This is a genomic window from Microbulbifer sediminum (assembly GCF_021729035.1).
Taxonomy (GTDB): Bacteria; Pseudomonadota; Gammaproteobacteria; order Pseudomonadales; family Cellvibrionaceae; genus Microbulbifer; species Microbulbifer sediminum.
The window spans coordinates 54,490-74,822 of record NZ_JAJSAP010000001.1 but is presented as its reverse complement, the minus strand read 5'-3'; the positions used below and the strand labels follow the sequence as shown (position 1 = coordinate 74,822).

The window sequence follows — 20,333 nt, the reverse complement described above, 5'->3', positions numbered from 1 at the left end:
GGCTAACCCCGCATCCAGTTAAGTTGGTCGATATCCACCGTGTGCCGGCGACGATAGAGTTGCAACACCAGCGAGAGGGCGATGGCGACTTCGGCTGCTGCCAGGGTTATCACAAAGATGAACATGACCTGGCCGTCTGTGGTTCCCCAGTGCGCCCCGGCCACCACAAATGCCAGTGCAGCGGCGTTAGTACAGATTTCGATGCACATCAGCATGAACAGGATATTGCGCCGCACCAGCATCCCGGCCAGGCCCAGGCAGAACAGGATGGCCGCCAGTGCCAGGCCGTGGTACATGCCGCCCTGGGAAAGTGTTTCACTCATCATGGCTCGCCCCCATGTCCGCGGTGGGTTTTTGCCGCGCCAGGTGGAAGGCTCCGACCAGCCCGGCCAGCAACAGCATGGAGGCCAGCTCTACCGCCAGCAGGTAGCGGCTGAACAGTGATATACCCACCTCCCTCGCGCCTACATAGCTGATTTCGGCGGTCCCGGCTCCATTCGCAGCAGTACCCTGGCCGGCCAGCATCAGCATCAGCACCAGCTGGACCAGCAGGATGCCCGACAGTATGCCGGGACCCACCCAGCTTCCGGGCTGAAGCCAGGTGCTCTCCTGTGCCACGGCCGCATCGCCCTGGTTGAGCATCATGATGACAAACACCATCAGCACCATGATTGCGCCGGCATAGACAATGACCTCCAGTGCCGCCGCCAGTGGTGCGCCCAGCTGGAAAAAAATCACTGCCACCGCGAGGAGGGAAACGATCAGGTGCAGCAGCGCGTGGACCGCATTGCGGCTGAAAATCACCATTGCCGTAGCGACGACGGCAACTGCGGCAGTGAGGTAAAAATAGACTGGATACATGCCTTTTCCCTCGGTTCAGGTTGTTATCCTTTTCGGTCTTCCCCTGTGGGAAGCCCTGGCAGCGGCTATCAAAGGTTGAGGCTGCGCACATCGACGGGCTCTGCCTCATTGACAGCCTCGCCCTTGTCCTTGCCGGAAATTGACATGCCCGCGACGCGATAAAAGCTGTAATCGTGATACTTGCCCGGCCCGCTGATCAGCAGGTCCTCTTTCTCATAAACCATATTCTGGCGGTCGTACTCGCACATCTCGAAATCCGGCGTCAGCTGGATCGCGTAAGTGGGACAGGCATCTTCGCAGAGCCCGCACATGATGCAGCGGGAAAAATTGATGCGGAAATACTCTGGTCGCCAGCGTCCGTCCTCGTCCTCGGTCTTCTGCAGTGAGATGCAGTCCGGCGGGCAGGCGACGGCGCAGAGGTTACAAGCTACGCAGCGCTCGTCACCGTCCGGATCCCGGGTGAGAACAATCCGCCCCCGGTAGCGCGGAGCCAGGTAGGGCTTTTCATCCGGGTATTCGACAGTGGCATTGCGACTGAACAGGTGACGGAAAACCAGCCACATACTGCGCAATTGACTTGCAATCATCGCTCTTGCCTCCTTTTCGCGCCCTGCGGCAGAGTGTCTCGGCGGTGAATTATCCGAGCCATAGCAATACCCCCCCGGTAGCCAGCAGGTTTGCCAGTGCCAGTGGCAGCATGATTTTCCAGCCGAACTGCATCAACTGGTCGTAGCGCGGCCGCGGTATGGCGGCACGCAGAAGGACAAAAATCATGACCAGGAAGCCGGTCTTGAGGAAGAACCAGACAACTGGTGGCAGCCACGGACCGAGCCACCCACCCAGGAACAGGGTAGTGACCAGCGCGGAAATCAGGATTACCGAAAGGTATTCCCCCACGAAAAACATGCCGAACTTCATGCTGGAGTACTCGGTGTGGAAACCTGCCGTCAGTTCGTGCTCGGCCTCGGGCAGGTCGAATGGCAGGCGATGGCTCTCGGCGATACCGGCGATAAAGAACACGAGGAAACCAATGGCCTGGGGCAGGATAAACCAGCCACCCTGCTGGGCCAGCACGATCTCACGCAGGTTGAAACTGCCCGCCATCATCACCACGCCCATCAGGGAGAGGCCCATAAACACTTCATAGGAAACTGTCTGCGCCGCCGCCCGCAACCCACCCAACAGGGCATACTTGTTGTTGGAGGCGTAGGCGCCCAGGATCACGCTGTAGACCGCCATCGAAGACATGGCCAGGAAGAACAACAGGCCGACATTCAGGTCGATCACGCCCACCATTGGCGCTACGGGAATGACGGCGAAGCCCAGCAGCATCGACGCCATGACGATCGTGGGGGCGAGGATAAACACCGGCCGGTCGGCGAAACGCGGAATGAAATCCTCCTTGAAAAAAAGCTTGATCATATCCGCCACGACCTGGAACAGTCCGAACGGGCCCACCCGATTGGGGCCCGGACGGTCCTGCCAGAACCCCAGCAGGCGCCGTTCGCCCCAGGTCAGCAATGCAGCGAGTAATACCGCTGCGCCCAGCACTCCGAAGATATTTGCCAGCGAAACCCAGACAGTGGTGCTCATAGGCTCTCTCCCGGTTCGACCGGCTCAGGGTTTTCGATGCGCACGATTTCAGCCGCTGCTGGTAGCATGGCACCCAGGTCCGGTGCCGCCCGCAATCCCACCGGGATGCCGATTACCCCCGGGGCGATACGGTCCGAGACTGACGCGGGCAGGGTGATCTCGGCACCGGACATGCGCAGCTGCAATCGCCCGCCCGGTTCCAGGCCCAGCGCGCCGGCATCCGCGGTATTGAGTTGTGCACAGGGGCCATCGGCAAGCCCGGCAATGGCATCGCTGTAATTGCTCAATTCCCCTGAGCCGAACAGTTGCCACGTGGGGACCAGACAGAATTGGCCGGGCTTTTGTCCAGCCCTTTGTTTCGCCAGCAGCACCGGTATAGCTGTCGGCTCACGCCGCAGGCGTGGGATAGGTTCGCGCCCCCGGCGCGGCCCGCCGACACCCTGCTGGAACTTGTGGATGGCCTGGTTGGAGTTCCAGCCCGGCGACCAGATATTGGCCTGCAGCGGCGTGGCGCCCGCGTACTGCACGCCCTCCATGGTGAAACTGAAGGGGGAGTCGGGGTCTGTCAGTGGCGCCTGTTCGGCGACCTGCCAGTGGGCGCGGTTGGCGGTTCGGCCGCTGGCGCGATGGCTCTGCCGGGCGAGCTTCATACCCTCGATGCGGAAATTCTCGTCGGGGCCGGTCTCCGGCAGGTCCCGGAAACACGACACTGCAGCGGCAATCGCCGCGGTGACGTCGTGGCAGTGCTTCCATTGGCGCAACAGCGCGGCAGGACTGTCCATCCCCACATCGCTGCAGGCCGGATCATTGACCGCGTCCACCAACCAGCGCCAGCTCTCCTGGATATAGCCACTGCCCTCGTAGACCATATAGTGGCGTTGCAACATGCCCGAGCTATTGACCAGGGTTCCCTGGGATTCGGGCGTGGCGGAGGCGGGGAATACCAGGTCGGCGCGACGGCTGCAGGGTTGCAGTAGTGAGTCGAACAGTACGACTTCTGCAGCGCGGTCGAACAGCGACTCCACGTCCGCGGCCGGCAGGCGCCGGTAGAGGTCGTTCTCCAGTAGCAACAGCGTTACCGGCGGATCCACGGAGTCGCGCTGGCGCAGTTCCTCCAGTAATTGTTCCAGGCCACCCTCGCCGGGCCCGAAGAACTGTGCCAGCCCGAGGCTGTTGGTTTCCGGGCAGGTGAGGTAAGTGGCACAGGGGGCCCCGTGCCTGTCGGCAAGCGCCGCCGCTACTTGCCCGGCCGCGGCCAGGATATCCGGTTCCTGGCTGCCACAGCCGGAAATGACCAGAGGGCGCCTGGCCGAGAGCAGGGTCTCCGCCACCTCCTCAAGCAGGTGCTCCAGTGCGTCCGGAAGCGGTGTACTACTGCTATCTACCCCGTCTGTGGTTGTGGGTTGGTCAGTGGCGCTGATTCGCGCCGCAAGTTGTTCGGCAAAGCTTACGATTGCGGCGGGCGATGCCAGGCGCTGTGCACGGGCGATATCCTCCAGCGATGCGGGCGCGCTCGAGGCGAGCACAAAGATCGGGTTGTTTTCACCGCGCAACTGCCGCACGCAGGCGTCCTGCCACAGCGGAATCTCGAGTTGCCGTGCGTGATCGCGCTGGTTGTTGCGCGCAGCCTGGCGCAGGGCGAGTGCGACCCGTGGTGCAGTGCGGCCGATATCCTCATCGAGTACCAGTATTACGTCGGCGTCCTCGATCTCGGGGATGGTCGGAATGGAGATTCTCGGGTCACGCTGGATGTGGTCCAGGGTATGCAGCAATTCCAGGTCTCGGGCGCTCAGGCCGGCAAAGAAATTACCGGGTCCCACCAGCTGGCGCAGGGCAAAATTGTTTTCCAGCGAGGTGCGCGGTGAACCGATACCGACCAGGCGGCGACGTCCTCGCTGGCTGTCGGTGATGACTGTGGCCAGGTGCTCCAGGGCCGCCGGCGGTTCTATTTCCCGGTGCAGCTTGTCATTGCGCCTGCCGGTGGATTCGATGACCTGTTCGCGGCGGGCGATCAGCACGTTCTTGATCCGGAGGTCGCTGTTGGCATACTCGTAGCCAAAGCGCCCGCGATCACAGATAAAGTAACCGTTGGTGTCGCGGTTGTAGAGGTTGACGACCCGCCGCAGGTTCTCATCGCGACCGCTGAAATCCATGCGGGCCCCGGGCGCGGTATTACAGCCCACACCGCAGTGTTCACATACCGACGGCGCTGTCTGCAGGTCCCACTTGCGCACGAAGTGGCGACTGAAGGTCTGGTCGGTAAAAACACCGGTGGGGCACACTTCGACCAGGTTGCCACTGAAGCCGCTTTCCAGTTTACCGTCACACTGGCGCCCGAAATAGACCTGGTTATTGCGTCCAAGCGCCTCCAGGTCATCGCCGCCGGCATAATCCCGGTAAAAGCGCACACAGCGGTAACAGGCTATGCAACGGTTCATTTCGTGGTTGATGAATGGGCCCAGGTACTGGTTGCGATGGGTACGCTTCAGGCCGCGAAAGCGCCGATACGTATGCCCGGACATCTCGGTCATGTCCTGCAGGTGACATTCTCCCCCCTCCTCACAGACGGGGCAGTCGTGGGGGTGGTTGGTCATCAGGTCCTCGATGACTGCGCCGCGGAATTCCCGTGCCGGCTCGGCGTCGAGACTGTAGATTCCGCCGTCGCGAACCTGCGTCATACAGCCCATCACCAGCTTGCCCTGCGCATCATCGCTATCCTTGTACTCGATGATCGCGCACTGGCGGCAGGCGCCGACCGACCCCATGGCCGGGTGCCAGCAGAAATAAGGCAGGTTCAGCCCCAGTGACAGGCAACTGGCCAGCAGGTTCTGGCCCTCTTCCACCTCATACTGCCTGCCGTCTATGGTTATGGTTGGCATGGATTGCAGTTCCCCGGTTTGGGCCTACACGGCCAGCGGAATGTTTTGCCGCTCCAGGTCGTAGGGGCAGCAGCCGCGGCTAATATGGTCATTAAAGTCCTGCTCAAAGAGCTTCAGTGCGCTCAGGATCGGTGCCGCAGCGCCGGGTGCCAGCGCACAGAAGGTATTGCCCGGGCCCATTCTCTGCGCCTGCTCCCGTAGCAGTTCCAGGTCTTCGGGCTGCGCTTCACCGCACTCGATCCGCGCCAGTAGCTTGACCGCCCAGGGCAGTCCATCCCGGCACGGCGTGCACCAGCCGCAGGACTCGCGGGCAAAGAAGCGGGTCAGGTTGAGCACCAGCCCCACCGGGCAGGTCTGATCATCAAGCACGGTGATTGTCCCGGTGCCCATGCGGCTGCCTGCCTTGCCCACGGTATCGTAGTCCATGGGCAGGTCCAGCTGGTCGGGGCCGAGGAAATCTGTCGAGCCCCCACCTGGCAGGAATCCACGCAGCTTGAGCCCGTCCTGCATACCACCGGCGTGCTGCTCGATGATTTCCCGGATTGGTGTGCCCATCGGCAGCTCCCAGGCACCAGGATTTTTCACCCGGCCACTGGCCCCGAAGATCTTGGTGCCGCCATCCTCGCCGCGCCCCAGGCCTTTGTACCAGTCCACGCCCAGTTCGATCAGGTGGGGGATATTGCAGAGCGTCTCGACATTGTTCACCACCGTAGGTTTCCCCCACAGGCCGCTTACCTGGGGAAACGGGGGTTTGGCACGGGGTATCGCACGCTGGCCCTCCAGGGCGTTGATCAGGGCAGTTTCCTCACCGCAGATGTAGTTGCCGGCACTGCGATGGACGTGAAATTCCAGCTGGAAGTCCGTACTCGTAATCTCTGTACCAACAAGCTTCCTCGCGCGCGCTTCTTCTATCGCCGTCTCCAGGCGAGCAGCAGCCAGGTGGTATTCACCGCGGATAAATATATACGCCCGGCGGGCACCGATGGCGAAGGCGGCAATGGCCATGCCCTCCAACAGCAGGTGAGGGTCGTTCTCCATCAACAGCCGGTCCTTGAAGGTACCCGGTTCCATCTCATCGGCATTGCACACTAGGTAGCGGGTCGGTGGGGCTTTTTCGTCGCGGGGAACAAAGCTCCATTTCAGCCCGGTATTGAAACCGGCACCACCGCGCCCCCGGACCCCGGCATCCTGGACCGTCTTGATGATATCGTCCGGCGACATCTGCAATGCCTTGCGCCAGCCTCGATAACCACCGTTCTCGAGATAGCGCTCGAGCGTGGTGGCGATCCCCTCGGTGCCGATATTCTTAGTCAGCGGATTGGTCAGCATGGTGTTTTTTCTTTTCCAGGATGAACTCGTCCAGCTTGTCAGCGGACATGTGGCGGTGCATCTCCTCACCCACCATCATTACCGGGGCCTTGTCGCAATCGCCGAGGCAGGGTGTTTCCAGCAGGGTAAAGATCCCGTCCGGAGTCGTTTGCCCCGGGCGGATGCCGAGTTGTTCTTCCAGGTGCCGTTGTAGTTTTTCACACCCCATGATCCAGCAGCTGGAACTTTTGCAGAGGAAAATCACTTCTTTGCCCACCGGTTGCCGAAATATCAACTGGTAGCAGGTGGCAATACTCTCCAGTTGCGTAGGGGAGACCGCGAGGTAATCTGCGATTGCGTACAGGGTGTCGTCGGAAATCCAGCCGCGGTGCTTCTGTACCACCCGCAGGGCCTCAAGGGCCACCGAGTCCCGGTCCTCGTAATGAGAGAACTCGCGATCGATATCACGCTTTTCTTCTGCGGTAAGGCTGCGCCCTGCAGAGCGAGGGTCGGTATCTTGTTGCTCCATTACTTCAATTGTGTCCGCTGCGATGGTGCTCGACATGGTGTTTCCTCTACCGGTCGCTAACGATCGACATCCGCCATCACAAAATCGATGCTGGCGATAATGGCAATCAGGTCCGCTACCAGCAGCCCACGGGATATCAGCGGAATCATCTGCAGGTGCGGAAACGAGGGCGTTCTTATTCTCGTACGGTAGGCATTGGTGCCACCGTCGCTGATAATCTGGTAACTGTTAATCCCCTTGGTGGCTTCCACCGGGAAGCAGGTTTCCCCGACCGGCATCACCGGGCCCCAGCTGTTATTCACAAAATGCTGGATCAGGGTCTCGATATCCTGCATGGTCCGCCCCTTGACCGGCGGCGTGGTGAGCCGGTGATCGGACTTGTAGGCGCCGCCGGGCATGTTGTCGAGGCACTGCCGGATGATGCGCAGGCTCTGGCGTATCTCCTCCACGCGCACGCGGCAACGGTCGAAGCAGTCACCGCCGTCGAAGGTGGGGATGTCGAATTCAAACTGGTCATAGCCGCAGTAGGGCCGCTGCTTGCGCAGGTCCCACTCGTATCCTGTGGCACGCAGTCCCGGACCGGTAATGCCCCATTCCAATGCCTCTGCGCGGTCATAGACGCCGATACCCCGGGTGCGCTTCTGCAACAGCTTGTTGTCGATCACCATGCCGTCATACTCGCGCAGGCGGGCGGGCATGTAATCGAGAAACTCGCGGATCATTTTGTCCCAGCCCTCGGGCAGGTCCTGGGCCACGCCGCCGATGCGGAACCAGGCGGGGTGCATGCGTCCACCGGTGATCGCCTCGACGATGCCAAACAGCTTTTCCCGATCGACAAACATGTAGAACACCGGGGACATCTGCCCAACGTCCTGGGCAAAGGTGCCGTAGAACACCAGGTGACTGGCGATGCGGAACAGTTCGCACATCATCACCCGTATTACCTGCGCCCGTGGCGGGACCTCGATACCGGCGAGCTGCTCCAGTGCCAGCACATAGGGCAGGTTATTCATCACCCCGCCGAGGTAGTCGATGCGGTCGGTATAGGGAACATAGGTATGCCACGCCTGGCGCTCGGCCATTTTCTCGGCACCGCGGTGGTGGTAACCGATATCCGGTACCGCATCGATGATCTTTTCCCCATCGAGTTGCAGGGCCACGCGGAAAACACCGTGAACGCTCGGGTGGTTGGGCCCGAGGTTAAGGAACATGAATTCTGAACTGTCGCTGGCCCGGGCCATGCCCCACTCCTCGGGCTTGAAAAGCAACGCTTCCTGCTCACGGCGCTGCTTCTCTGCAGACAGGGCAAAGGGTTCCACTTCGGTGGCTCGCGCGTGGTGGTCCTTGCGCAATGGATGCCCTTCCCAGGTTTGCGGCATCATGATGCGCCGCAGGTTGGGGTGGCCGGCAAACTCAATCCCGAACAGGTCCCAGGCCTCGCGTTCATACCAGTTGGCATTGGCCCAGATTGATGAAACCGACGGGGCGGACAGCCGCGATTCGGGTAGTGCGAGCTTTACCCGGATAAACAGGTCACGAGAGAAAGAGAGCAGGTGGTAGACGACGGTGAAATCACTTTCCGGCTGCCGGCTTCCACCGTCACCGCGATGGCGGCGCTGGCGCTCGTCGATCGCGCTGAGATCGTAGAGCATACTGAAGGGGCGGGAGATTTCCTGCTTCAGGAAACGCAGGAACGGTAACAGGTTTTCCTGGCCCACCCAGAGTGTGGGCAGGTCGGGGCAGTCCGGTTGCAGCCAATAGCTGTGCAGGCGGTGTTCACGCTCCAGGTCGGCGACAAATGCCTTCGCCGCCTCCCGATAAGGGCTGGCCCGGTGAACGCTTTTTGCTATTACGCCGTCCATACGGTCTCTCTGTTGTTATCGTTTTCCGTGCCCTCGTGGCAAGGAGCTTCTTTCCCCGACCAGTTGAACCCGGTGGCGCTGCAGGCGGTTCAGACGGTATCCGGTGACCTCAGCTTTTCCGCGCGCATGCGCTCTTCGCGATGGATATCCCGCTGGCTGGGCCTTGGGGCGGGGCGCGGTCCCTGTTCATCAATCAGCCAGCTGACCGAGCGCCGCTGTGTCTTGATGGATTCCTGCAACAGTGTCAGCCCCTGCATCAGTGCTTCCGGCCGCGGTGGGCAGCCGGGCACATAGACGTCCACCGGAAGGAAGCGGTCGACACCCTGCACGACACTGTAAATGTCGTACATGCCGCCGGAGTTGGCACAGGAGCCCATGGAAATTACCCAGCGGGGTTCCATCATCTGCTCGTAAAGGCGCTGGATTACCGGTGCCATCTTGATGAACACGGTACCGGATATCACGATCAGGTCGGCCTGGCGCGGAGTTGCACGGATCACCTCGGAACCAAAGCGGGAAATATCGTGGCGGCTGGTAAAGGCTGTGGCCATCTCCACATAACAGCAGGAGAGTCCGAAATTAAATGGCCACAGGGAGTTGGCGCGGCCCCAGGCCACCAGGTCCTCAAGGCGGGTGAGGAGAACATTTCTGTTGATCTCCTCTGACAGCAGCTCGCTCTCGGTACGGCCGGTATCCGCGGCGATCAGGTCACTGTTCTGTTGTGCTTGGGTCAGCTTCCAACGCATAGCCTTTCCTCAGCCGTTGGTTGTGGGCTCTTCCGGTAGTTCCCGCTGCTGGAGGCTCAGTTGTTTACCGCCCCAGTCCAGTGCGCCCAGTCGCCAGAGGTATAGCAGGCCCACGGCAAGGATCAGGATGAATATCGCAGCTTCGATAAAACCGGTAATACCGGTTTCCCGGAAGGCGATGGCCCAGCTGAACAGGTAAATGGCTTCCAGGTCGAACACGATGAAAAGGATGGCAACCATGTAGTAGGACACGGAAATACGCAGGCGCGCGCTGCCCTGAGAGACGATACCGGATTCATAGGGCTCGTCGGTGGCGTTGTCCCGGCGTCTCTGCCCGAGGACATGGGAAAGACCGAGCATGACGCCGATCAGGGCAACAACGGCCAGGCCGTAAACGAATAGTGTCCAGATTTGTGGGTCGGTCTGCTCTGCAGGGTTCAACTGAATTCTCCCCGTTACTCGTGCGGGCACAAACTCGCCCGCGGTTCATCGCTGAAACCACCTGGTGACTACTGCGCAACCTCGGAGACAAGTGGAAAAGTACGCTGCGTGCGGCAATTCGGTGCCGGATTCCGGGGCCCATTATTGTTTGTTTCCGGGGTCTCCAACTGATACGGCGCCAGTCGTCGCCGTTTTTTTTCAGCGCTGCCAGTTATATAAATGCTGGAGAGGAAGAGCGCCAGTAAATGGCTGGAACGATTGATTATCAGGTTTTTGTTTCTTATACATTTGTATTCTGTAAATTTAGGTGACATCTCTCGCCCCCTCGCCCAATCCCTGAATTTCCCCGTACCAACTCCGGCCTTACAAGAGCGATCAAATGAGCCGGTATCCATCTCAGGCAATGCGCGCAAGTACGCTATTCGTGGCCCTCTGTTGGCGGTGATATTACATCGTTGCCGACGGCACGCAGCCGGTTTCCGGGTCCGGGGTGCGGGAAAGAAAAAAGACGATGGCTACCCTGTTCCTGCAGGGCGTTACAGGAAATATGTTCCGACCGGAAAAAAGGTAATTGTCAGGTGCCGGGCCGGGCCGGGCCGGACCGGGCGGGGCAGCGCTGGGCTACAACGGAACATGACCAGCAGGTTCCTGGATGCGTCGGTAGGGGAAGGAGACCGGCAGAAAAGAAAACGGCGCCAGGTGGCGCCGTTATTCTGGTGTGGGTCAGAGCTTGCTGATTTCCTCAAGCTGTTGCTCCAGGCGCCGGCGTGCGCCCTGCATTTCCTCAAGCTTGCCGCGCTCCTTGTCGACCACAGCTGCCGGAGCCTTGTCGACAAACTTGGGATTGTTCAGTTTGCCCTCAACGCGCTGGAGTTCCTTCACAAGCTTGTCGATTTCCTTTTGCAGGCGTGCGCTCTCCGCTGCCACATCAATCAGGCCCGCCATGGGGACAAGCAGCTCGATGTCGCCGGCCAGGGCGGTGGCGGATGCCGGTGCCGCCTCGCCAGTATTGATCCAGCTGATGGATTCCAGGCTGGCCAGCTTTGACAGGAGTGCATGGGCCCTGTCCAGGCGTTCCCGGTCCGCCTCCGTACCGCCGCGGAGGATGAGCGGGACTTTCTTGGCCGGGGAGATATTCATCTCGCCGCGGATATTGCGCACACCCTCGATTACCTGCTTGAGGGCAGCGATGGCCGCTTCAGCCTCACTGTCGATACGGTTTTCATCCGCTTCGGGGTAGGGCTGGAGCATGATGGTTTCGCCGCTTTTGCCCGCCAGGCCCTTCACCCGCTGCCAGATTTCCTCAGTGATAAACGGCATCAGCGGGTGCGCGAGGCGCAGGATGGTCTCCAACACACGGATCAGTGTGCGGCGCGTGCCTTTCTTCACCGCCCCGGAAGCGGAATCGTCCCAGAGCACCGGCTTCGACAGCTCCAGGTACCAGCTGCAGTATTCGCCCCAGGTGAAGTCATACAGCGCCTGGGACGCAAGGTCGAGCCGGTAGGCATCCAGTGCCTCGCGCACGGTCCGCTCGGTGCGCTGCAGCTGCGAAATGATCCAGCGATCGGCCAGTGACAGTTCAAAGTCACCGCTGTTGTCCTGGCCGCAGTCATAGCCTTCGCAGTTCTGCAACACATAACGGGATGCGTTCCAGATCTTGTTGCAGAAGTTCCGGAAGCCCTCGATACGGCCCACATCAAACTTGATGTCGCGGCCGGTGGAGGCCAGGGAATAGTAGGTGTAACGCAGCGCGTCGGTACCGTAAGCGGCGATACCCTCCGGGAATTCCTTGCGGGTCTGCTTCTCGATTTTGTCGCGCAGGTGTGGCTGCATCATGCCGGTAGTACGTTTCTGCACCAGGCTTTCCAGGTCGATGCCGTCGATCAGGTCGATGGGGTCAAGCACATTACCCTTGGACTTGGACATCTTCTGGCCGTGGCTGTCCCGCACCAGGCCGTGTACATACACGGTATGGAAAGGGACCTCCTTTTTGAAATAGAGGGTCAGCATCATCATCCGGGCTACCCAGAAGAAGATGATGTCAAAGCCGGTTACCAGTACCGAGGTGGGGTGGAAGGTTTTCAACTCCTCGGTGTCCTCAGGCCAGCCCAGTGTGCCGAAAGTCCACAGGCCGGAGGAGAACCAGGTGTCGAGCACGTCGTCATCCTGGCGCAACTCGATATCGCCCAGCTCGTGCTTTTCACGAACCTCCTTTTCATTGCGGCCCACGTAGACGTTGCCGTCGTTGTCATACCAGGCCGGGATACGGTGACCCCACCACAGTTGGCGGGAAATGCACCAGTCCTGAATGTCCCGCATCCACGAAAAATACATGTTCTCGTAATTTTTAGGGACAAAGTTGACACGGTTGTCTTCCACTGCCTTGATGGCCTCATCGGCCAGGGGCTGGGTGCGCACATACCACTGGTCGGTGAGCCAGGGTTCGATCACCACGCCGGAACGGTCGCCGCGCGGCACTTTCAGCGTGTGCGGCTCCACTTTTTCCAGCAGGCCCAGCTCATCCAGGTCGTCTACCACCTGGTGGCGTGCCGCGAAGCGTTCCATGCCGCGATATCCTTCCGGCACATTGTCGTTGAGATTGGCGTCCGCATCGAGAATGTTGATCATCTCGAGGTTATGGCGCTGGCCCATCTCGTAGTCATTGAAATCATGGGCCGGGGTAATCTTCACGCAGCCGGTACCGAACTCGCGGTCGACATAGTCGTCGCCGATGATCGGGATTTCTCGATTCGCCAGGGGCAGTTTGATACTTTTGCCAATCAGGTGCTGGTAGCGCTCGTCCTCCGGGTGTACCGCCACCGCAGTATCGCCCAGCATGGTTTCGGGGCGGGTGGTGGCAACCACCAGGTGGCCGGATCCGTCTGCCAGCGGGTAGCGGAAGTGCCACAGGTGACCCTGCTCCTCCTCGTTGAGCACTTCGAGGTCGGAAATTGCGGTGTGCAGCTTAGGGTCCCAGTTCACCAGGCGCTTGCCACGGTAGATGAGGTCGTCCTCGTACAGGCGAACGAACACTTCCTGCACTGCCTTGTAGAAGCCATCGTCCATGGTGAAGCGTTCGCGCGACCAGTCAGGGCTGGCGCCCAGGCGGCGCAACTGGCGGGTGATGTTGCCGCCAGACTGCTCCTTCCATTCCCACACCTTCTCGATGAACTTGTCACGGCCCAGCTCGTGGCGATCCTTGCCCTCTGCTGCCAGCAGGCGCTCCACGACCATCTGGGTGGCGATGCCGGCATGGTCGGTGCCCACCTGCCAGAGGGTGTTGTCGCCCTGCATGCGGTGATAGCGGATCAGAGCATCCATGATGGATTCCTGGAAGCCATGGCCCATGTGCAGGCTGCCGGTGACATTGGGCGGCGGGATCATGATGCAGTAGGGATCGGCGCTGGTGTCGCCGGAGGGCTTGAAGTAGCCGTTCTCCTCCCAAGTCTGGTACCACTGCTGTTCGATGGCGTTGGGCTGGTATGTCTTGTCCATGCGCGAGGGGAAACCTTCTGTTGACTGACGGCGGGCGCCGGTGCCGGGCCGGGAAACACCCGTTCCCGGTGATTATTGTGGCAGACGTAGACGCGGCGCCAAAAAGGCGGGAATTATACCGCCGGGGCGGGGGCCGGCAAAGTTATGGGCGGCCCCGATTGTGGAAAATGGCGGGAAGGGGGTGGTGTGGGCCCGGGAGGGGCGATGGCCAGCTGCGGCAGTCAGCGCCGGCGCATCAGCTCGTCGACCATGACCTCGATACGTGCACGCAACTGGCGTTCCAGTTCCGGCAGCTGGCGGGCCACCAGCTTTTCGATCAGCTGCTGGCGCTGCATTGCCCTGGAGGGGCGCTCATTCCCTGGTCCGGGCGCCGGTACAGCATCCCCGGTAGCTGCCTCACTTTGCTCGACCTCCAGGTCCGCGGGTCCGTCGGGGTCCCCGGCGCTGATTGGGCTGTCAGCTTCCGGAGAGGGGGCATCCGCGGCCGGGCCCGGCATGGTCTCGGTCTCTTGCGAGCGGGGTACCCGCCCCCCGGTCAGGCGGGCACGGATGTGCGCGGGCAGAAAGGGGTTTTCCATTCCGGCGGTGTCGGAATCGGGGTCACCGAACAATTCCTGTTGCTGCTCGCCGCCCGTTGATCCGGCCCTGGCCGGGTGGGCTCCCATTTCTCCGGGCAATGCCTCGAGGGGGCGCAACAGGGCCCGCTCGGCGGCGCTGAGCTCGGTCGAGATTCCGGGTGCTGCCGGTGGCGGCGCGACAGGGTCGGCCGCCAGCTCCTCTTCCACAGGATCCTCGTCCTCGGGGGAGAACAGTGTGGGCAGGTCGGCGTCTTCCAGGGGCTGCAGCCGGGGGCGGGAGGGTCCCGGCCGGTCGGGGGAGGCCGGCGGAGCACTGGGAGGCGGTTCCGCCACCTGGTCAAGCAGCGGGATATCGCCGAGCTCTTCGCTGCCCAGCAGGTCGCGGATCGAGTTCAGCTCGTCCAGCAGTTCCCTAGGCTCACCGGAGCCGGCTTGCCTGCGCTGCTGCTGATGCCGCTGCCCGCGCTGCCTGTTTTTGTTCTTTCGACCGGACATGGTGTGGCGCTGTTGCTGTGGTTAGTTGCTGCCGATACGGTGGGATTGTAACGGATATCCCCGGTCGCGAAAGTGACTGAATCGGGATCGTGAGCGTGCGAGTGATTCCGGCTGCTGCACCACGATTTCCGCCAGGCGCTCGAAGCGGCTGAACCAGGCGGGGATTTCTGTGCACAGGTTGATCAGCAGTCCGTGGTGAAGGCCCGGGTCCTCACCGCAATTGATCTCCACCGCGGCATGCTGCTCACCGGCCTGCGGGGCGTGGGGCAGGAAGCTGTCTTCACGGAAGGTCCAGAGCAGCTCGTCCAGTTGCCCGGCCCGGGTGCGGTCATCGACGGCCAGCAGGACCCGCATGCCGGCCCTGAAGGCCTTTTCTGCCAGGCGGCACGCAAAGACATCGCCCTGGTGGGGCTGGTCTGAGGAGAGGACATAAAAATCGATACGGGTCATTGCTTTCCGGTGATCGGGTTCTGGGACCAGGGGCTATTGGTGGATAAAGGGCCCCGGCGTCGGGTGCCCTGATCGAATATCGCCGGGCCAGGCCCGGCGAGGTCTTATTTGCCCAGCAGGTATTCCAGCAGCAGTGGCACCGGGCGACCGGTGGCTCCTTTGCTGGCGCCGGAGTTCCAGGCACTGCCGGCGATATCCAGGTGCGCCCAGGTGTAATCCTCGGCGAAACGGGACAGGAAACAGGCGGCGGTGACCGAGCCGGCCTCGCGGCCGCCAATATTCTGCATGTCGGCGAAGTTGGAATCCAGCGCCGACTGGTACTCATCCCACAGGGGCATCTGCCAGGCACGATCGCCAGCCCGCTCGCCGGCGGCGACCAGGGCGTCTGCCAGCTCCTCCTTGTTGGCATACAGGCCAGTGGCATGGTTGCCCAGGGCGATGACACAGGCACCGGTCAGGGTGGCGATGTCGATGACCACGTCGGGCTTGAACTTGGCCGCATAGGTCAGCGCATCGCACAGTACCAGGCGTCCCTCGGCGTCGGTATTGAGGATCTCGATGGTCTTGCCGGACATGGAGGTAACCACGTCGCCGGGCTTGCTGGCGCGGCCGCTGGGCATATTCTCTGCCGCGGCTACCAGGCCCACCACGTTGATTGCCGGCTGCAGTTCCGCAAGGGCATTCATTACGCCGAACACACTTGCCGCGCCACACATGTCGAACTTCATTTCATCCATGGCCATGCCGGGCTTGAGGCTGATGCCGCCGGTATCGAAAGTGATGCCTTTGCCCACCAGCACCACGGGCTTGTCGCTGGCCTTGCCACCTTTGTAGTTCATGGCGATCAGGGCCGGTGGCTCATCACTGCCCTTGGCGACGCTCATGAATGCACCCATGCCCAGTGACTGCATCTTCTTGGCATCAACAACACTAGTGGTGATTTTTGTGTGTTTTTTCGCCAGCTCTTTTGCCTGGCCGGCCAGGTACATTGGTGTACAGATGTTGCCCGGCAGGTTGCCGAGTTCCCGCGCGACGTTGCTGCCGGAAGCCTGCGCACCACCGAGGGCCACGCCCTGCTGCGCTGCTTTCAGCGCCTTGCGGTCCGGCGCGTGGACCTGGAACTTGGCCAGCGGATTGGGCTTGGCCTCACTCAGGCAGCGGGTGAACTTATAGGCAGCCAGCCCTGCGGCCAGTGCCAGTTGTTGAGCCTGCCAGCCGATATCGGCGTCGGTAACTTCTACTTCGGTGAGATAGCTGGTGGCATCCTTGAAACCCTTGACGGCCTCGGCACTGGTGCGCGCGATTTTGCGGAATTTCGCCTGGTCCAGCACGCCGTCGCCGGTGCGCACCAGCAGGACCCGGTCCGCCTTGCCTTCTCCCGGAGTGAGCAGCAGGGTGCTGCCGGGCTTGCTGTCGAGGTCCCCGCGCTTGAGGATCCGGCCGATAAAACCACCGGTCTCACCATCGAGACTGCTGCCGCTGGCGGTCAGCCGGTTCTTGCTGTCTGCGGCGAGAATTGCGCAGGCGCTGCGCTGCTTGGTGATATCAGAGACCTTGGCGGTGAACTGCATCATTCCTTTCCTTTTTACTGAAAACTGGATCAATGTCCCCGAACCGAGACATTGCTTGCGATTTTGGTGATAATGCGCCGCTCAAGTTTAACCCGGTAGCGCTCGTAATGCTTAACTGGGTTTGGCACTTGTTTAAATTTTGTCCGGCCGTACGCACTGCTGTTACCAAGGAAACCATTCGCCCTGTGATTATTTTCCGCTATCTCTGCCGCGAGCTGCTTTTTGCCACGCTGGCAGTCAGCGCTGTTCTGCTGCTGATGGTGATGAGTGGTCGCTTTGTAAAGTACCTGGCGGAAGCGGCCGCCGGGGACCTGTCCGCCGGTATCCTTTTCCCGGTGATGGGCTACCGCCTGCCGGGTTTCCTCGAAGTCCTGCTGCCGATGGGGTTCTTCCTCGGCATCCTGCTCGCCTACGGGCGACTGTATATCGAGAGTGAAATGACGGTGCTGCACGCCTGCGGGTTCAGCGAGCGGCGCCTGCTCACCTATACCCTGGCCCCGGCGTTGCTGGTGGCGCTGGTGGTGGCCTCCATGAGCCTGTACCTGACGCCCACCGGGCTGGAGCGTTCCTCCGGCCTGCTCACTGCCGACAAGTCCCGCAACGAGTTCGATCACCTGGTGCCGCGTAAGTTTGTTGCCACAGAAGGGGGCAGGGCGGTCTACTATGCCGACTCACTGAGCGATGATCGCTCCACCATGAACGAGGTATTCCTGGCCGAGCTGGGCTCAGCCAGGGCGCAGACAGAATCCGATTACCAGGTGGTGATCCTTGCCCGTGAGGGGGTGCAGCAGATCGACCCGGAGACCGGGTTACGCTACCTGGTACTGCGCGACGGCTACCGCTACGAAGGGGTGCCGGGGCAGCGCGACTATCGGCTGATGAAGTTTTCCAGCTACGAGACCCTACTGGAAATGCCCCGCCTTCGTGAGCGCGAGAGCGACCGTATCGAAAGCGCTGCCACCCTGGACCTGTGGCGCAGTGATAAGCCGGAGGAGCGGGCCAACCTGCACTGGCGTTTCAGCCTGCCGGTGCTGGTCCTGGTGGTGGCAGTTCTGGCGGTCCCCCTGAGTCGTACCAACCCGCGACAGGGGCGCTACCTGAAAATGATCCCCGCGGTCCTGCTGTACATGGTTTACCTGTACAGCCTGATCTGGGTGCGCGGTGCGGTCGAGGATGGTGATATCGCCAATCCGGCAGCCCTCTGGCTGGTGCACCCACCCTTCCTTATTCTCGGCCTGCTGTTGCTGGGTGGTGGCAGGTTCCGCCGTTGTCCGAAACGCAGTGGCCGGTCCGGGGGGGGAGGTTCGCAATGATGGGTAAGCTCGACCTGTACATCGGCCGCACGGTGGCGGCGGCGATCGCTGGCGTGCTGCTGGTCATCCTTGGCCTCGACATGATTTTTGCCTACATCGATGAACTGCAGGACATCGATGGCAATTATCAGCCGGCTGACGTGGTGAAGTACCTGCTCTGGACTGTCCCCGACCGGATCTACGAATACCTGGGGTTCGCCGCGCTGGTGGGCTGCATGATCGGGCTGGGCACGCTGGCAGGCACCAGCGAACTCACCGTGATGCGCGCGGCGGGGGTTTCCATCGGCCGACTGGCGTGGGCGGTGATGAAGCCGGTGCTGATCCTGATTGTACTGGGGCTGGTGCTGGCCGAGTTCGTTATCCCGCATACCAGCCAGACGGCGGAGACGCGCAAGGCGGTAGCGCTGGGTGAGTTTAAGCGCGGGGGCCTGGAGCAGGGGCTGTGGATGCGCGAGGGTGGGGAATTCGTGCATTTCAACGCCGCGATGCCCGGGGGAGACCTCTATGGTGTCACCCGCTATCGGTTTGGCAGTGACCGGGACCTGGAGCGGGTGACCTTCTCTGAGCGCGGTCACTATGCCAGCGAGGAGTGGGAGCTGGTCAACAATCGCTCGACCCGCTTTACCGAAGAGCAGGCAATTGCGGAAACCAGCGAGAAGCAGGTGTGGGAGACGGATGTCCAACCCGAACTGTTCTCACTGGTGGTGCCGCTGCCTTCGGACCTCTCCCCGCGTAACCTGTGGTCCTACGGCCGCTTCCTGGATGGCAAGGGGGAGGATGCCAGCCGCTACTGGCTGGAGTTCTGGAAGAAGCTGTTGCAGCCGCTGACCATTGCCAGCCTGGTGATGGTTGCCATCTCCTTTATCTTCGGTCCCCTGCGGGAAGTGACCACGGGCCTGCGGGTCTTCACCGGGGTGATGGTGGGCATCGTGTTCCAGACGCTGCAGGATATGCTTGGGCCCTCTTCCCTGGTGTTCGGTTTCCCGCCTTTTGTCGCCGTACTGGTGCCAATCCTGCTGTGCTTCGGTCTCGGCGTGATGCTGCTGAAGCGGGCGCGCTAGTAGTAGCGGCCGCGCCCCGGTTGCTACTTCTTCTTCTTCGGCAGCAGGCGCACTTCGGTGCCGGACAGCAGGTCGTGCCAGCTGGCACGGTCCGCCCGGGTCCAGGCCCAGAAGTAACCCGCTCCCAGGCAAGCCAGTGATATCGGTGCCACCAGGGCACGGACGGCGCACTGGCGCCAGCTCAGCTGTACACCACCCTGACTGGCGAGTAACAGTCGCCAGGCCCGCATGCCGATGGTCTGTCCCGCAGCACGCCACGACCAGATGAAATAAGCTGCGATCACCGCCAGGGCACCCAGCCGGAACAGTGGTTCGTCGCCGCTGACACAGGGCGTTGAATAATCCTGTGCGCCGGGCTGGCAGTCGAGCCCGACCACCGCAGAGGCCACCAGCAACGCGATAAAGCCATAGACCATCAGGAGGCCGGCAATGATCAGGGTGTCATAGAGTAGGGCGGCCAGGCGCCGGCCGACACCGGCGTGGGGGAGATCACTAAAAGTTGCAGGGGTGGTAAGGTTGCTCACGGCAGGCTCCGCCAGATTGGACTGGCGGAGATTCTAACAAACTGCCGCTCTGATGTGAGTTTTGGAGTGTCCTCAGAACTCGTACTCAAAGCTTACCTTGAACTTGTCGTCTGACAGGCGCACATCGTAATCCATCGACTTGCCGATGCGGCCGTGCCCGGCATTGGAATAACGCAAGAGCGGGTTGGAAGAGTTGCGCTTGTTCTGCTCCCGGTAGGTGTCCCAGCCCATTTTCAGGATCTGGTTGAGTGCGCGGCCACCCATGGTGGGCTTGAATTTGTCCGGATGCGTATGCATCTGCAGCCACTGGTAATTGAGCTGGCGCTGGACGTTACTCATGGAGTTGTTGCGCAGATTGTCGGCGGCCTGGTAGAGCGCCGTATTGTCCAGTGCAAATGCACTGTCGACGAAAAAGGCGTTATCGGCCTGGAGGTTGAGAGCGTTACTGGAATCGGGAATAAAAATATCGTCGGCGAAGCAGGTTGCTGGGAGCAAACACAGGCTCAGCACCGCTGTCAGGTGCCTGGAGGTACGGAAACGAATACTGCAGAGTTCCATTGGATCTACCCCGAGGGTGTCTGTTTTTCCTGTACGGTTACTGAACAACCGCTGTAATTATTATGGCTC

18 protein-coding genes are annotated in these 20,333 nt (G+C 61.3%); 2 read left to right on the top strand and 16 right to left on the bottom strand.

The window, feature by feature from the left end; genetic code table 11:
* Positions 1–2 precede the first annotated feature (2 nt).
* From nuoK to LVD11_RS00270, 14 genes are all read right to left on the bottom strand, one after another.
* Complete coding sequence (gene nuoK / locus LVD11_RS00335) at positions 3–326, bottom strand: NADH-quinone oxidoreductase subunit NuoK (protein WP_439651248.1); 324 nt, start codon at positions 324–326, stop codon at positions 3–5.
* Positions 316–861, bottom strand: a complete 546-nt coding sequence (nuoJ, locus tag LVD11_RS00330; protein ID WP_237054798.1) for an NADH-quinone oxidoreductase subunit J — start codon at positions 859–861, stop codon at positions 316–318. The genes nuoK and nuoJ overlap by 11 nt, the downstream gene beginning before the upstream one ends.
* A 68-nt stretch (positions 862–929) precedes the next feature.
* A complete protein-coding gene (nuoI, locus tag LVD11_RS00325; RefSeq protein WP_237054796.1) occupies positions 930–1,448 on the bottom strand; it encodes an NADH-quinone oxidoreductase subunit NuoI in 519 nt (172 codons plus the stop codon).
* A 49-nt stretch (positions 1,449–1,497) separates the two neighbouring features.
* Positions 1,498–2,454, bottom strand: coding sequence for an NADH-quinone oxidoreductase subunit NuoH (gene nuoH / locus LVD11_RS00320; protein ID WP_237054793.1), 957 nt, complete (start codon positions 2,452–2,454; stop codon positions 1,498–1,500).
* On the bottom strand, positions 2,451–5,333 hold the full coding sequence (gene nuoG / locus LVD11_RS00315) for an NADH-quinone oxidoreductase subunit NuoG (protein ID WP_237054791.1): 2,883 nt from the start codon (positions 5,331–5,333) through the stop codon (positions 2,451–2,453). The genes nuoH and nuoG overlap by 4 nt, the downstream gene beginning before the upstream one ends.
* A 24-nt stretch (positions 5,334–5,357) precedes the next feature.
* Positions 5,358–6,662, bottom strand: coding sequence for an NADH-quinone oxidoreductase subunit NuoF (gene nuoF / locus LVD11_RS00310; RefSeq protein ID WP_237054789.1), 1,305 nt, complete (start codon positions 6,660–6,662; stop codon positions 5,358–5,360).
* Complete coding sequence (nuoE, locus tag LVD11_RS00305; protein WP_237054787.1) at positions 6,640–7,206, bottom strand: NADH-quinone oxidoreductase subunit NuoE; 567 nt, start codon at positions 7,204–7,206, stop codon at positions 6,640–6,642. The genes nuoF and nuoE overlap by 23 nt, the downstream gene beginning before the upstream one ends.
* A 20-nt stretch (positions 7,207–7,226) precedes the next feature.
* Positions 7,227–9,032, bottom strand: coding sequence for an NADH-quinone oxidoreductase subunit C/D (nuoC, locus tag LVD11_RS00300; RefSeq protein WP_237054785.1), 1,806 nt, complete (start codon positions 9,030–9,032; stop codon positions 7,227–7,229).
* An 89-nt stretch (positions 9,033–9,121) separates the two neighbouring features.
* Positions 9,122–9,778, bottom strand: coding sequence for an NADH-quinone oxidoreductase subunit B (locus tag LVD11_RS00295; protein ID WP_237054783.1), 657 nt, complete (start codon positions 9,776–9,778; stop codon positions 9,122–9,124).
* 9 nt (positions 9,779–9,787) lie between these two features.
* Positions 9,788–10,219, bottom strand: coding sequence for an NADH-quinone oxidoreductase subunit A (locus tag LVD11_RS00290; protein ID WP_237054781.1), 432 nt, complete (start codon positions 10,217–10,219; stop codon positions 9,788–9,790).
* 723 nt (positions 10,220–10,942) lie between these two features.
* Positions 10,943–13,714: a valine--tRNA ligase gene (locus tag LVD11_RS00285; protein ID WP_237054779.1), complete on the bottom strand. Its 2,772-nt coding sequence runs from the start codon at positions 13,712–13,714 to the stop codon at positions 10,943–10,945.
* A gap of 221 nt (positions 13,715–13,935) precedes the next feature.
* Positions 13,936–14,787 carry a hypothetical protein gene (locus LVD11_RS00280; protein WP_237054777.1) on the bottom strand — a complete coding sequence of 284 codons (852 nt, stop codon included), beginning with the start codon at positions 14,785–14,787 and terminating at the stop codon, positions 13,936–13,938.
* Positions 14,788–14,808: 21 nt separating this feature from the next.
* Entirely contained in the window at positions 14,809–15,237 is a 429-nt protein-coding gene (locus LVD11_RS00275) for a DNA polymerase III subunit chi (protein ID WP_237054775.1), read from the bottom strand.
* A gap of 104 nt (positions 15,238–15,341) precedes the next feature.
* Complete coding sequence (locus LVD11_RS00270) at positions 15,342–16,808, bottom strand: leucyl aminopeptidase (protein ID WP_237055756.1); 1,467 nt, start codon at positions 16,806–16,808, stop codon at positions 15,342–15,344.
* 185 nt (positions 16,809–16,993) lie between these two features.
* Between LVD11_RS00270 and lptF the strand changes: the two genes are divergently transcribed.
* Positions 16,994–18,121, top strand: coding sequence for an LPS export ABC transporter permease LptF (gene lptF, locus LVD11_RS00265; RefSeq protein ID WP_237054772.1), 1,128 nt, complete (start codon positions 16,994–16,996; stop codon positions 18,119–18,121).
* Positions 18,118–19,182 (top strand): LPS export ABC transporter permease LptG, encoded by a 1,065-nt coding sequence (lptG, locus tag LVD11_RS00260; RefSeq protein WP_237054770.1) that lies wholly within the window; start codon positions 18,118–18,120, stop codon positions 19,180–19,182. Before lptF ends, lptG begins: the two co-directional genes overlap by 4 nt.
* A gap of 23 nt (positions 19,183–19,205) precedes the next feature.
* Here lptG and LVD11_RS00255 read toward each other — a convergent pair whose 3' ends face one another.
* A complete protein-coding gene (locus tag LVD11_RS00255) occupies positions 19,206–19,706 on the bottom strand; it encodes an RDD family protein (protein ID WP_237054768.1) in 501 nt (166 codons plus the stop codon).
* A gap of 72 nt (positions 19,707–19,778) precedes the next feature.
* Complete coding sequence (locus tag LVD11_RS00250) at positions 19,779–20,264, bottom strand: hypothetical protein (protein ID WP_237054766.1); 486 nt, start codon at positions 20,262–20,264, stop codon at positions 19,779–19,781.
* Between the last annotated feature and the right edge of the window lie 69 nt (positions 20,265–20,333).

What these genes read in the sequence shown, in the direction of transcription:
- nuoK (WP_439651248.1), bottom strand. Translation starts at nt 326, where the DNA reads ATGATGAGTGAAACACTTTCCCAGGGCGGCATGTACCACGGCCTGGCA.
- nuoJ (WP_237054798.1), bottom strand. Translation starts at nt 861, where the DNA reads ATGTATCCAGTCTATTTTTACCTCACTGCCGCAGTTGCCGTCGTCGCT.
- nuoI (WP_237054796.1), bottom strand. Translation starts at nt 1,448, where the DNA reads ATGATTGCAAGTCAATTGCGCAGTATGTGGCTGGTTTTCCGTCACCTG.
- nuoH (WP_237054793.1), bottom strand. Translation starts at nt 2,454, where the DNA reads ATGAGCACCACTGTCTGGGTTTCGCTGGCAAATATCTTCGGAGTGCTG.
- nuoG (WP_237054791.1), bottom strand. Translation starts at nt 5,333, where the DNA reads ATGCCAACCATAACCATAGACGGCAGGCAGTATGAGGTGGAAGAGGGC.
- nuoF (WP_237054789.1), bottom strand. Translation starts at nt 6,662, where the DNA reads ATGCTGACCAATCCGCTGACTAAGAATATCGGCACCGAGGGGATCGCC.
- nuoE (WP_237054787.1), bottom strand. Translation starts at nt 7,206, where the DNA reads ATGTCGAGCACCATCGCAGCGGACACAATTGAAGTAATGGAGCAACAA.
- nuoC (WP_237054785.1), bottom strand. Translation starts at nt 9,032, where the DNA reads ATGGACGGCGTAATAGCAAAAAGCGTTCACCGGGCCAGCCCTTATCGG.
- LVD11_RS00295 (WP_237054783.1), bottom strand. Translation starts at nt 9,778, where the DNA reads ATGCGTTGGAAGCTGACCCAAGCACAACAGAACAGTGACCTGATCGCC.
- LVD11_RS00285 (WP_237054779.1), bottom strand. Translation starts at nt 13,714, where the DNA reads ATGGACAAGACATACCAGCCCAACGCCATCGAACAGCAGTGGTACCAG.
- LVD11_RS00280 (WP_237054777.1), bottom strand. Translation starts at nt 14,787, where the DNA reads ATGTCCGGTCGAAAGAACAAAAACAGGCAGCGCGGGCAGCGGCATCAG.
- LVD11_RS00275 (WP_237054775.1), bottom strand. Translation starts at nt 15,237, where the DNA reads ATGACCCGTATCGATTTTTATGTCCTCTCCTCAGACCAGCCCCACCAG.
- LVD11_RS00270 (WP_237055756.1), bottom strand. Translation starts at nt 16,808, where the DNA reads ATGCAGTTCACCGCCAAGGTCTCTGATATCACCAAGCAGCGCAGCGCC.
- lptG (WP_237054770.1), top strand. Translation starts at nt 18,118, where the DNA reads ATGATGGGTAAGCTCGACCTGTACATCGGCCGCACGGTGGCGGCGGCG.
- LVD11_RS00250 (WP_237054766.1), bottom strand. Translation starts at nt 20,264, where the DNA reads ATGGAACTCTGCAGTATTCGTTTCCGTACCTCCAGGCACCTGACAGCG.